General features: G+C 39.3%; 14 protein-coding genes. 8 read left to right on the forward strand and 6 right to left on the reverse strand.

What is annotated here, in order from left to right:
* Positions 1–13: 13 nt before the first annotated feature.
* From AXK38_03995 to AXK38_04015, 5 genes are all read right to left on the reverse strand, one after another.
* Positions 14–1,504, reverse strand: coding sequence for a lysine--tRNA ligase (locus tag AXK38_03995; protein AMH88461.1), 1,491 nt, complete (start codon positions 1,502–1,504; stop codon positions 14–16).
* Between the two features lie 136 nt (positions 1,505–1,640).
* The gene (locus AXK38_04000; GenBank protein AMH88462.1) at positions 1,641–2,258 is read right to left on the reverse strand and encodes a phosphoglycerate mutase; all 618 of its coding nucleotides are present in this window, start codon (positions 2,256–2,258) and stop codon (positions 1,641–1,643) included.
* A complete protein-coding gene (locus AXK38_04005; protein ID AMH88463.1) occupies positions 2,258–2,740 on the reverse strand; it encodes an aminoacyl-tRNA deacylase in 483 nt (160 codons plus the stop codon). Before AXK38_04005 ends, AXK38_04000 begins: the two co-directional genes overlap by 1 nt.
* Complete coding sequence (locus AXK38_04010; protein AMH88464.1) at positions 2,740–3,582, reverse strand: hypothetical protein; 843 nt, start codon at positions 3,580–3,582, stop codon at positions 2,740–2,742. The genes AXK38_04005 and AXK38_04010 overlap by 1 nt, the downstream gene beginning before the upstream one ends.
* A gap of 93 nt (positions 3,583–3,675) precedes the next feature.
* Positions 3,676–4,476, reverse strand: coding sequence for a glycosyl hydrolase family 25 (locus AXK38_04015; GenBank protein AMH88465.1), 801 nt, complete (start codon positions 4,474–4,476; stop codon positions 3,676–3,678).
* Positions 4,477–4,631: 155 nt separating this feature from the next.
* Here AXK38_04015 and glmU point away from each other — a divergent pair, with 155 nt between their 5' ends.
* From glmU to AXK38_04050, 7 genes are all read left to right on the forward strand, one after another.
* Positions 4,632–6,011, forward strand: coding sequence for a bifunctional N-acetylglucosamine-1-phosphate uridyltransferase/glucosamine-1-phosphate acetyltransferase (gene glmU, locus AXK38_04020; GenBank protein ID AMH88466.1), 1,380 nt, complete (start codon positions 4,632–4,634; stop codon positions 6,009–6,011).
* Positions 6,012–6,020: 9 nt separating this feature from the next.
* Positions 6,021–6,566 carry an ADP-ribose pyrophosphatase gene (locus AXK38_04025; protein ID AMH88467.1) on the forward strand — a complete coding sequence of 182 codons (546 nt, stop codon included), beginning with the start codon at positions 6,021–6,023 and terminating at the stop codon, positions 6,564–6,566.
* Between the two features lie 11 nt (positions 6,567–6,577).
* Complete coding sequence (locus AXK38_04030; protein ID AMH88468.1) at positions 6,578–6,889, forward strand: foldase; 312 nt, start codon at positions 6,578–6,580, stop codon at positions 6,887–6,889.
* 16 nt (positions 6,890–6,905) lie between these two features.
* Positions 6,906–7,598, forward strand: coding sequence for a 5'-methylthioadenosine nucleosidase (locus AXK38_04035; GenBank protein AMH88469.1), 693 nt, complete (start codon positions 6,906–6,908; stop codon positions 7,596–7,598).
* Positions 7,599–7,674: 76 nt separating this feature from the next.
* Entirely contained in the window at positions 7,675–8,166 is a 492-nt protein-coding gene (locus AXK38_04040) for a hypothetical protein (protein ID AMH88470.1), read from the forward strand.
* Positions 8,167–8,272: 106 nt separating this feature from the next.
* Entirely contained in the window at positions 8,273–8,863 is a 591-nt protein-coding gene (locus tag AXK38_04045; GenBank protein AMH88471.1) for a DNA polymerase III subunit epsilon, read from the forward strand.
* An 8-nt stretch (positions 8,864–8,871) separates the two neighbouring features.
* Positions 8,872–10,635, forward strand: a complete 1,764-nt coding sequence (locus tag AXK38_04050; GenBank protein ID AMH88472.1) for a glycerophosphodiester phosphodiesterase — start codon at positions 8,872–8,874, stop codon at positions 10,633–10,635.
* A gap of 622 nt (positions 10,636–11,257) precedes the next feature.
* On the opposite strand, the gene AXK38_04055 is transcribed toward AXK38_04050, so the two are convergent.
* Positions 11,258–11,683, reverse strand: coding sequence for a hypothetical protein (locus AXK38_04055; GenBank protein ID AMH88473.1), 426 nt, complete (start codon positions 11,681–11,683; stop codon positions 11,258–11,260).
* A 138-nt stretch (positions 11,684–11,821) separates the two neighbouring features.
* On the opposite strand from AXK38_04055, the gene AXK38_04060 reads away from it, so the two are divergent.
* Positions 11,822–12,964 (forward strand): aminotransferase V, encoded by a 1,143-nt coding sequence (locus AXK38_04060; GenBank protein ID AMH88474.1) that lies wholly within the window; start codon positions 11,822–11,824, stop codon positions 12,962–12,964.
* The last annotated feature ends 1 nt before the right edge of the window (position 12,965 follow it).

A 12,965-nucleotide genomic window follows, 5' to 3' on the forward strand; every position in this document is an offset into this window, starting at 1 on the left:
AGAGGATAAGGGATTATTTCATTGTTGGGAAGAGCAATACGTCACGGATAGTGGTTGTATCAGTAAGGAGCATGCAGAGACGGTCGATACCGATTCCCAAACCACCTGTTGGTGGCATACCGTATTCAAGAGCTTCAATGTAGTCATAGTCGATACCTGTCGCTTCATCGTCACCAAGTTCTTTAGCTTTAGCTTGGGCTTCGAAACGGCTAAGCTGATCGATTGGGTCGTTCAACTCAGTAAAGGCATTACCGTACTCCTTAGTCATGATAAAGAGCTCGAAACGATCAGTAAAGCGTTCGTCTTCAGGATTTTTCTTAGCAAGTGGAGATACAGCTACTGGATGTCCATAGACAAAGGTTGGTTGAATCAAGGTTTCTTCAACAAACTCTTCAAAGAAAGCATTGATGATGTGGCCAACTTCAGTGTAGTGTTTCTCAACTGGAACTTTCTTCTCAGCAGCGATAGCTTTAGCTTCTTCCAAAGTCATATCTTGCCAGAAGTCTACACCAGTAATTTCTTTGATAGCATCCACCATGTGAACACGTTTAAATGGTTCGTTAATCTTGATTTCAGTACCTTGGTAGTTAACCGGACCATCGCCCTTAACTGATTTAGCAGCGTGTTGGATAATGCCTTCAGTCAAGTCCATGATGTCTTGGAAGTCTGCATAAGCTTGGTAGACTTCGATAGAAGTAAATTCAGGGTTATGAGTGGCATCCATTCCCTCATTACGGAAGATACGGCCAATTTCATAGACGCGTTCCATACCACCAACGATAAGGCGTTTCAAGTGAAGCTCAGTCGCGATACGAAGTACCATGTCAATGTTTTGGGCATTGTGGTGGGTGATAAATGGACGGGCCGCCGCACCACCAGCTTCGTTGTGAAGAACAGGTGTTTCCACTTCAAGGAAACCTTTTTGGTCAAGGTAACGACGGATTTCAGAGATGATTTTTGAACGAGTGACAAAACGCTCAAAGCTTTCACGGTTAGAAATCAAGTCAAGGTAACGTTTACGGTAAATTGTTTCAACGTCTGTCAAACCGTGGAATTTCTCTGGAAGAGGACGAAGGGCCTTAGACAAGTGTGTAATGTGAGTCGCCTTGATAGAGAGTTCTCCCATATCTGTACGCATCACTTCACCTTCGACACCAAGGAAATCACCTAGGTCTGCTTTTTTGAAGATTTCGTAGTTTTCTTCACCGACAGCATCTTTACGTACGTAGATTTGGATTTGACCTTCGCGGTCTTGAAGGTGGGCAAAGCCAACTTTTCCTTTACCACGTTTAGTTACCAAGCGTCCTGCGATAGTAGCTGTTTCGTTTTTATCGTGTAATTGTTCTTTATCAAGGTCAGCAAATTTATCTTTTAATTCTTGTGAATTTGCAGTGCGTTCAAAGCGTTTTCCGAAAGGATCGATTCCTTGTTCACGAAGCGCAGCCATTTTTTCACGGCGAACGATCTGCTGGTCATTTAGTTCTTCCATATGTTCTGTTGACATGGGATCCTCCTAGTTTTACTCAAAATTGAATACGATGAGTCATTTTTGCGATACTTCTATTTTATCATAAATAAGCAAGAAATTCACGGATAATCTTTCAAAACTAAAAAGAACTTGACGCTATAATCAAGTCCTGTTATTGATAGGAAGTATCATTCCAAGTATCGAGAGTAAATGTTTCAAAATCATGGGTTTCTAGAATTGTCAGGCTGGCATTTGCTAGACCACCATCTTTACGAAGAAGTGGTTCTTGATAGCCTAGAAGAGTACGAAGACTGGCAGTAAGATTGGCACCGTGGCCGACAATTAGAATACGCTCAGCCGGACTATCTTTGAGTGATTTGATAAATTGGATGGTCCGTTGAGTTGTGCTATGGAGGGATTCAGCTTCAAACATTTGAGTGTCAAACTTGGCAAGATTCGTACGGAAAGCCTGGATTTGTTGCGGGTAAATAGCTTCCAAAGTTGCGATTTTCAAACCTTCTAATTTACCCAGCTGCCATTCACGGAGATTAGGAACGCATTTTAAAGGACAGGGAGTCTGGAGTTGACTTTGGATAATTTCGGCAGATTTGACTGCTCGAGGTAAATCACTTGCATAAATATGATCAAAAGGAATTTCCTTGAGATACTGACCAAGTTTTTTAAGGGTTTCAATAGATTCAGGAAGTAGGGGAGAACCGCCACTAGCACCTTGAAAGCGTCCTTCTTGGTTCCAGACCGTACGGCCGTGGCGGACAAAGTAGAGTTTCATTACTTGCTGTCCTCCAAAATATCTGCAAAGTCAGCCTTTACAAAGCTAGCTAAGTCTTGTGGTGCGACGATAATGCTGTGACCAACTTCCCCAGCAGAGACAATCATTTGATCCAAGTCTAGGGCAATCTTATCGATAAAAATGGGATAATTGTGTTTCTGACGAATACCGACAGGATTATTGGCTCCATGAATGTAACCTGTTGTTTTTTCTAAGTCCTTTTGTGGAATCATGCTCACTTTTTTATTGCCAGAAATTTTAGCTAATTTCTTTTCCGATAGGTGTTGAGTGATAGGTACAATTCCGATAATCGGTCCGGTCTTATCTCCTAAAAGAGCCAAGGTTTTGAAAATCTGATCTCGTTCATAATCTTTCGGAAGTTCTCCTTCCAGGGCATTGATTTGAATCCCTTGATGTGGGATACCTGCTTTGGACAGGATTTGTTCCACCAATGTTTTTTTGATTTTAACTTTTTTTGCCATTATTTATACTTATCCTCCAATTGGCTCATCCAAATACCAAGCCAGATTCCTAAAGCAAAGAAGAAGGCGATGATGACATAACCAACAAGTGAAATACCGGTATATTGAATGCTTTCAGCGTTTCCTGCATTTGGAATCAAGATCAAAAGAGTACTTGATAAGACGATTCCAATGATGAAATGATAGACGCGTGAGTGGTAGTTATTTAAGGCATAATCCATCAATTTTGAAAAAACGATGAGAGTGGCACCCGCCCCAATTCCAATCGGGAAGAAGGTTCCCAAGAGGTCAAAGGTTTTAAAACCAGTCAACATAGGAGCATAGAGTCCCAAAATCAAAAGTAGATTTGATGGACTGAGACCAGGAACCAATACTCCAAGAGCCAATAGTAGCCCTGCTAGGACGAAATTAAGAAAGCTGGCGCTTAAGGTTCCAACAACAAAATTTAAGGAATAGAGACCTAGTCCAGAAATGATAAAGGTGGCCCAGAACCAAGCTAAATCAATCTTGTCTCGGTCAGATTCTCGAGTTGATTCTTTTAGTAGGCTCGGAACAGTACCAATGATGGCCCCTGCAAAGCTCCATAAGACAAAGACCTGATAATTTTCAAGCAGGTATTCAATCGGATAAGAAAATAAGCCGATTCCCAGAAGCATACCGATGGCAACTGGAATAAAGTACAAAACATTTTCTTTAAAGTCTTTAAAGGGGTGGGCCAGAAAGCCAATCATTCGTTCATAAATCCCTAAGATTGCTGCTAGAACCCCTCCGGAAATTCCCGGTAGGATAAAACCAAGAGCAATCACAATCCCTTTAATAAGGCGTGCTAACCACGAGAGCATATTTTTCCTCCAACTATTTCTATTTCAAAAAATCCTTACTATATTGTATCACAATCAAACACAAAAGAAAAAGCAAATGATAAACAAATGCTTTTAAGGTTTTAAAAAGAGTTTTCTAAAAGTTTCTTCTTTGTTTTTTAAGGAAGAGATGACGTTGATATCTAAATCGTGGTCAAAGCCAGCAATTTTTCCTTTAGAAGTGTACTGGTGGATGTCGTAATCTAAGTCCGTATTAGGTTTGCTTTCGAAAAAGCCAGTATTTGAACCGTATGAAGGAATCCAAACAGAGGTAAACTTATCTGTATCAATACTGTGTTCTTCCATGAAGTAGACCCCAACGTAGATTCCGATATTTTTAGCACCTAGCGATTCTAGTTTTGCCCGAAAGGCTTCAACACCTTCGTTCATATTGGACATGGTTTTGTCTTCCACGTCTAGCCAATAGTAACTAGGAGTGTATGGTGAAGAGGCGTTATAAAATACTTCGGCAGCCTTTTCCATTTCTTGGACACTTTTTCCAGCTACAAAGGCATAGACCCCAACGGGTACATTTCGTTTTTGAAACTCGGTAATATGGGTCTTAAAGGCCTTATCTATCCCATTGATAAAGGAAGCATCGTTTTCTTTTAAAGACTGAGCGCCACTATGGACGCGAACGATAGCTCCAGAAATGTTTTGGGACAGAGTATCGTAATTAATTTCCTCAGGACGTTGCCAACCAGAAACATCAATTACTGGTTTATCTATATTATGTAGTGCTTGTGTCTGTACTTGGGCGATATTGGATTTTGTTTTTACAGGATGATCTTCAAAACGAGGGCGATTTAGGATTAAAATGAAAATTATAATCCCAAAAAAACCAAATAAAATAAGCGGATTAATTTTCTTTCTCATATCTCATAATTTTACCTTAAAAATGGGAAAAAATCAAAAAAAATACTCAAAAAATGGGTTAAGGAAAGGACTTTGGAGCATTTTTTCATTCAAGGGCGCGGAATGATTTGAAATATGGTATAATAAAAGGGAATTTCTAGAGAAAAGAGAAGATTATGTCAAATTATGCCATTATTTTAGCAGCGGGTAAAGGAACTCGCATGAAATCTGATTTGCCAAAAGTGTTGCACAAGGTTGCGGGTATTTCTATGCTGGAACATGTTTTCCGTAGTGTGGGAGCTATCCAACCTGAAAAGACAGTAACAGTTGTCGGACACAAGGCAGAATTGGTTGAGGAGGTCTTGGCTGGACAGACAGAATTTGTGACTCAATCTGAACAGTTAGGGACTGGCCATGCAGTTATGATGACAGAGCCTATCTTAGAAGGTTTGTCAGGTCACACCTTGGTCATCGCAGGAGATACTCCTTTAATCACAGGTGAAAGCTTGAAAAACTTGATTGATTTCCACATCAATCATAAAAATGTGGCCACTATCTTGACTGCTGAAACAGATAATCCTTTTGGATATGGACGAATTGTTCGTAATGACAATGCTGAGGTTCTTCGCATTGTTGAGCAGAAGGATGCTACAGATTTTGAAAAGCAAATCAAGGAAATCAATACTGGAACTTACGTCTTTGACAACGAGCGTTTGTTTGAGGCTTTGAAAAATATCAATACCAATAACGCTCAAGGCGAATACTATATTACAGATGTCATTGGCATTTTCCGTGAAGCTGGTGAAAAAGTTGGTGCTTATACTTTGAAAGATTTTGATGAGAGTCTTGGAGTCAACGACCGTGTAGCTCTTGCGACTGCTGAGTCAGTCATGCGTCGTCGCATCAATCATCAACACATGGTCAATGGTGTTAGCTTTGTCAATCCAGAAGCAGCTTATATCGATATTGATGTTGAGATTGCGCCTGAAGTTCAAATCGAAGCCAATGTTACCTTGAAAGGGCAAACGAAAATTGGTGCTGAGACTGTTTTGACAAACGGTACTTATGTAGTGGACAGCACTATCGGAGCAGGAGCTGTCATTACCAACTCTATGATTGAGGAAAGCAGTGTTGCAGAAGGCGTAACTGTCGGTCCGTATGCCCACATTCGTCCAGGTTCAAGTCTAGCTGCTCAAGTTCATATTGGCAATTTTGTTGAGGTTAAAGGGTCTTCAATCGGTGAAAATACCAAGGCTGGTCATTTGACTTATATCGGAAACTGTGAAGTGGGTAGCCACGTTAATTTCGGCGCAGGAACCATTACAGTCAACTATGACGGCAAAAACAAATACAAGACAGTCATTGGCAACAATGTCTTTGTTGGTTCAAATTCAACCATTATTGCGCCAGTTGAGTTAGGTGACAATTCCCTCGTTGGTGCTGGTTCAACTATTACCAAAGACGTTCCAGCAGATGCGATTGCTATTGGACGTGGTCGTCAGGTCAACAAAGATGAATATGCAACTCGCCTCCCTCATCATCCTAAGAATCAGTAGGAGTCTGTCATGGAATTTGAAGAAAAAACGCTTAGTCGAAAAGAAATCTATCAAGGCCCAATTTTTAAACTGGTTCAAGATCAGGTTGAATTACCCGAAGGCAAGGGGATTGCCCAACGCGATTTGATTTTCCACAATGGAGCTGTCTGTGTTTTAGCCGTAACGGATGAGCAAAAACTCATCTTGGTCAAGCAGTACCGCAAAGCTATCGAGGCTGTCTCTTACGAAATTCCAGCTGGAAAATTGGAAGTAGGAGAAAATACAGACCCTGTTGCAGCAGCCCTGCGTGAATTAGAGGAAGAAACAGCCTATACAGGGAAGTTAGAACTCTTGTACGATTTTTATTCAGCTATTGGCTTTTGTAATGAGAAGTTAAAACTGTACTTAGCAAGCGATTTGACAAAGGTGGAAAATCCGCGTCCGCAGGATGAAGACGAAACCTTGGAAGTCCTTGAAGTGAGTCTAGAAGAAGCTAAGGAATTGATCCAATCAGGTCATATTTGTGATGCCAAGACAATTATGGCTGTTCAGTATTGGGAATTGCACAAAAAATAGAGGAGGTCAGTATGGGTAAACCTTTATTAACGGATGAAATGATTGAAAGAGCTAATAGAGGCGAAAAAATTTCAGGTCCTCCTTTGCTAGATGATGAGGAGACAAAGATTTTACCAACTTCTTCTTCCCGTTTTGGTTATGCTAATCCTAAGGAACATGGTTTTAGCCAGGAAACCTTGAAGATTCAAGTCGAACCGTCTATTCATAAAAGCCGTCGCATTGAAAATACTAAGAGAAATGTCTTCAATTCTAAGTTAAATAAAATCTTATTTGCTGTCATCTTTCTCTTGATTTTGCTTGTCTTAGCAATGAAACTTTTGTAATAGAAAAGGAATTGAAATGAAAATAGGAATTATTGCGGCTATGCCAGAAGAACTGGCGTATCTGGTCCAGCATTTAGAAAATGCTAAGGAGCAAGTTGTTTTGGGGAATACCTATCACACAGGAAGCATTGCCTCTCATGAAGTCGTTCTTGTAGAAAGTGGAATAGGGAAGGTCATGTCTGCTATGAGTGTGGCGATTTTGGCTGATCATTTCCAAGTGGATGCTCTCATTAATACGGGCTCAGCTGGGGCAGTAGCAGAAGGTATTGCTGTCGGGGATGTTGTGATTGCTGACAAATTAGCCTATCATGACGTGGATGTCACAGCTTTTGGCTATGCTTATGGACAAATGGCGCAACAACCACTTTATTTCGAATCAGACAAAACCTTTGTTGCCAAAATCCAAGAGAGTTTATCTCAATTGGACCAGAATTGGCATCTTGGTTTGATTGCTACAGGAGATAGTTTTGTTGCAGGAAATGATAAGATAGAAGCGATTAAGTCCCATTTCCCAGAAGTTTTAGCTGTTGAAATGGAGGGAGCGGCTATTGCTCAGGCAGCGCATGCCCTTAATCTTCCAGTCTTAGTCATCCGTGCCATGAGTGACAATGCCAACCATGAAGCAAACATCTCTTTTGATGAGTTTATTATCGAAGCTGGACGTCGCTCTGCCCAAGTCTTACTAGCCTTTTTGAAGGCCTTAGATTAAGCGAAAATTTGACAGTTTTTCTAGCTTATGATAAGATTTAAGTAAAGAAAAGCTAGAAAACGTTTCAGAGGATATTATGAGTATTGAAATGACCGTCAGTGAGATTGCAGAGGTTTTAGGATTATCTCGCCAAGCAATCAATAACCGTGTCAAAGAATTACCAGAAGAAGACACAGATAAAAATGACAAAGGGGTAACAGTCGTTACCAGAAGTGGCTTGATTAAGCTAGAAGAAATCTATAAAAAAACGATTTTTGAAGATGAGCCTGTCAGTGAAGATGTCAAGCAACGTGAACTGATGGAGATTCTAGTGGATGAGAAGAACGCAGAAATTCTTCGTCTTTATGAACAATTAAAAGCAAAGGATCGTCAGTTATCAGAAAAAGACGAGCAGATGCGTATCAAAGACCGTCAGATTGCGGAGAAAGACAAACAACTCGATCAGCAGCAACAATTGACTCTTCAAGCCATGAAGGATCAAGAAAATCTTAAGCTAGAGCTGGACCAAGCAAAAGAAGAAGTCCAATCAACTAAGAAAGGCTTTTTTGCTCGTTTATTTGGAGGATAATCAAGGAGCTGTTTAGGTTATGTGCTAACCTAATGGCTTCTTTTATTTGTGAATAGTATAGTTGTTCAAATAAATAAGAAGATAGACAGTAGAGGAGAAGGATAGAATGGAACGATTAGAAGATTACATTGCTTTTGACTTAGAATTTAATCAGCACGAAGGACAAACACACTTGATTCAAGTTTCGGCAGTGCGTTTTAGAGATGGTCAGGAAATCGATGCCTATGATTCCTATGTTCATATAAGTGTGCCTTTAAAAAGCTTTATCAATGGTTTGACTGGGATTACGGCTGAGACCTTAAAAGATGCTCCTCCAGTGGAGAAAGTTATAAAAGATTTCCAAGAGTTTGTGGGTTCTTTACCGATGGTTGGATACAATGCTGCTAAAAGTGATTTGCCTATTCTAGCAGAGCATGGTTTAGACTACAGCCAGCAGTACAAGGTGGATTTGTATGATGAAGCTTTTGAACGTCGTAGTTCGGATTTACATGGTATTGCCAATCTCAAATTGCAAACCGTCGCCTCATTTCTTGGATTTCAAGGGCAGTCCCATAATAGCTTGGAGGATGCTCGGATGACGGCGCTTGTTTACGAGTCCTTTCTAGAGTCCGATCAAGCTAGAGAATTGTTAGGGACAGAAAGTAGCCTGTCGAACAATCCTTTTGGAGGCTTGGACTTGTCTCAATTATTTGACTAGGAGTGCCTATGAAACCTGAAAAACCTAAAAATCTAGGTTTTAAGCAGATATACTTTAATCTAGATAAAATACTTTTTCTCTTTTTCTTGATATTCATGATGATTGAGTTTGTCTGGTTACCACTTAATTCTTGGATTGCTGGACTGTTGCTCCGTCAGACAGGTTATCTCTTTCTTTCCTACAATAATATTTTTGCTATTATAAAGGGTTCTCCCTTTGTTAGTCTTGCTTTATTTGTTCTGGTAATCGTTAATTTACTAATCGCCTATTACCAGATAGGGCTTCTCTTTATCGGAGCTCGACACCTCCTCTATCATGAAAAGAGAACTCTGCTGGAGTACAGTCGCAAGGTCTTTCGTCAGAGTTTCTTATTCATGAGACAAGTGACGATTTCCAAAATGGCCTTTATCTTCTTTTATGTCATGATGCTTTTTCCATTGATTCGAAAGATTTTAAAGATTTATTATCTCAATAAAATTGTTATTCCTGATTTTATTGTGACATACTTTGAAGATAAGTATTGGCTGTTAGGATTAATTATTTTTATATTTGCTCAGATGATGTTTTATATTTCCGTTCGTTTAATGTTCGCTTTACCCCAGATTTTTTTTGATCGAAGAAGGGTTAAAGAGTCAATCAGTTATAGCTTGAAAAAAACGAAAAAACATTCTTGGTTTTATATCTGGAACTTATTTTGGATTGTCGTCAAAACCTACCTATTTTTCATTCTTTTATTGATTCCAATCTTAGCAGGTCAGGCACTGATGGATGGTCTGACCCATAAGGAATCTCTTGTTCTGGGAATTATCAACTTTGTCTTGATTAAGAATTTCCACTATATGGCCTTAACTTACTTTCTCATTAAGTTCGTTTCCTTCTTAACAGGAGAAGAACTAGAAATCACGCCAAGGAGAAAGAAAGATCACTGGATGAGATGGGGAGTGATGGGCTGTGCCGGTATTTTTTTCGCTCTTGAGGGTTATGTTTATTTGGAAGCTCCAGTTGCCAATAAACCTTTAGTTATTTCTCATAGAGGTGTCTCCAATAGGAATGGTGTGCAGAATACAGTTCAATCTTTAGAAAAAACAGCGCAGTTATCACCAGGCTTAGTTGAAATGGATGTCCAAGAAACCAAAGATGGCCAGTTTGTCATGATGCATGATGCTAATATTAAGAATTTGACAGGAGTCAATGCCAATCCTCAAGATTTAACCTTAGATGAATTAACCAAACTCGATATTTCGGAAAATGGCTATCACACCAAGGTGTCTAGTTTTGATGATTATCTTAACAAAGCCAATGAATTGCATCAAAAACTCCTCATTGAAATTAAAACCAGTCGAAAAGATAGTCCAGATATGATGAAACATTTTATGGACAAATATGGAGATGTTATTAAACGGAATAATCACCAAATGCAGTCCTTAGACTACCATGTTATTGACCAGGTGTTAGCCTATGACTCACAAATTCCAGTTTATTTCATCCTACCTTACAATAGTATTTTTCCAAGAACGAAAGCTACAGGTTACACCATGGAGTATTCTACCTTGGATGAAAATTTTGTCAACAAGCTTTGGAATACCGATCAGAAATTGTACGTGTGGACTATCAATAGTTCAGAGTCCTTTGATAAATCTGTTCATTTGGGAGCTGATGGCATGATAACAGATGACTTGGAAATGATTCAAGAACAAGTTACCATTGCCCAAGAAGACCCAGAGTATACGGATTTACTGTTCAAACAGGCCATGGAATTCTTTAATTTTTAGTGATCATAATCACCCGTCTAACGGGTGATTTGCGGGCTATCAGCTCAAAACCAGAGGCTGAGCAAAAACTCACCTTTAAGACAGAAAAAAACGAGCAACGTATCAGTTGGATATGCTCGTTTTTTCTGTTCTAGTTTATATAACAGATTGAATCTAGAGTGTACACCGTATATACTAAACATTTTTAGAAATTAATTAGAGTTTCTAAATCAATTTGTTTATATCTTATTTCAATCTATTATAATTAAAAAACAACAAAATAGAAACTAATATCTATGAAGTGGTTGAGATAGACTATTTATGTTAGATGTAAAGGCCTTACTAACTTCTGCATGAAGAAGGATTTCGAATATAAGGTAAATGAAAAATGGATCTTGCCCCCCTTTGGAGCAGATGAGAGAGTATTGTTGGCGCGTGCAGAGTTTATATTAGAGATAAATAAGTCATCACAACATAGCTAGGTTTCAATTATATGAGTATGAATCTCATAAAATTGGTCAAGAATCTACCCTCTAAAACATCAATTATATAAAAACACAGTCTCTCTTTGGCTTGATTGTGGTCAAGGCTGAAGTCACTGTGTAGTTTTATTTTTAAGTTAATTTTTTCTTAAATCATGTGCTTACTGAGGATTGCTTTTATTTTCTGAAGTTGGCGTCTTGCCCTGTTTTTCGTTTTCAGTAGCAGGTTTACTTGGAGCAGGAGTAGAGTCCTGAGTTGCTGTTTTATGCTCTTCTTTTTTCTCTTCCTTAACACTAGATTTTGGTGTTTCTTCTTGTTGTGTTTTTTCTTGAGTGGTGTTATTTTCCTTATTTGGACTAGTATTTTCCTGAGGGGATTCTTTTTGAATTTCTTTGACAATTGTTGTCTGGCTTGTCGTAGGTTCTTTTTTAGTATTTTTGTTATTATCCAAGGCGTTCATAATCGTGATACTCGCGGTAATCAAGCCAAGGATACTACCAATAGTAGCAACGGTTTTTTGGAAGACCGTAAAGCCTTTTTTGATGTGTTCTGTTTTTGGTTTTGAAGTTCTACGATAATTAGACATACATTCTCTCCTTTAATTAAAATTTATTATACCGCATTTCTTTAAAAAAATCTTAAAAAAAGAGGAATTGCCCTTTCTTGTCGCAGACTCTGTTTCATGATACAATAGAAGGAGTGATTTTAGAAAGCGTGAGAAAACATGATTTACTTTGATAATTCGGCGACGACCAAGCCTTATCCTGAAGCCCTTGAAACTTATATGCAGGTGGCTTCAAAAATTTTAGGAAATCCATCTAGTCTCCATCGTTTGGGAGACCAGGCAACACGAATCTTAAATGCTTCCCGCCAACAGATTGCCGATTTGATTGGCAAGAAAAGTGACGAAATCTTCTTTACCTCTGGTGGAACAGAAGGAGATAACTGGGTTATCAAGGGTGTGGCCTTTGAAAAAGCCCAGTTTGGCAAGCACATCATTGTATCAGCCATTGAACATCCAGCAGTCAAAGAGTCAGCCCTCTGGTTGAAATCTCAAGATTTTGAGATAGATTTTGCTCCAGTTGATGAGAAAGGATTTGTGGATGTAGAAGCTCTAGCAGATTTGATACGACCTGATACGACCCTTGTTTCCATCATGGCAGTAAACAATGAAATCGGCTCTATCCAGCCTATTAAGGCTATTTCAGAACTTTTGGAAGACAAGCCAACTATTTCCTTCCATGTTGATGCGGTTCAAGCACTTACCAAGATTCCAACTGAAAAATATTTGACAGAACGAGTGGATTTCGCGACCTTCTCGAGCCATAAGTTTCATGGTGTCCGTGGTGTTGGCTTTGTCTATATTAAGTCTGGCAAGAAGATTACGCCTCTTTTAACAGGTGGTGGCCAAGAGCGTGATTATCGTTCGACAACTGAAAATGTGGCAGGGATTGCAGCGACAGCTAAGGCCCTCCGTTTGTCTATGGAAAAGCTAGATATTTTTACAAGCAAAACTGAGCAGATGAAGGCAGTGATTCGCCAATCGCTTTTGGACTATCCGGATATATTTGTCTTCTCTGATGAGGAAGGCTTTACCCCTCATATCCTGACTTTTGGAATTAAGGGTGTTCGAGGTGAAGTCATCGTTCACGCCTTTGAAGACTATGATATTTTCATTTCCACAACCTCTGCTTGTTCGTCCAAGGCTGGTAAACCTGCAGGTACCTTGATTGCTATGGGGGTGGACAAAGATAAGGCCCAATCAGCTGTGCGTCTTAGCCTAGACCTTGAAAATGATATGAGTCAGGTAGAGCAGTTTTTGACCAAGTTAAAATTAATTTACAATCAAACTAGAAAAGTAAGATAGG

Source organism: Streptococcus mitis, from assembly GCA_001560895.1.
Taxonomy (GTDB): domain Bacteria; phylum Bacillota; class Bacilli; order Lactobacillales; family Streptococcaceae; genus Streptococcus; species Streptococcus mitis_Q.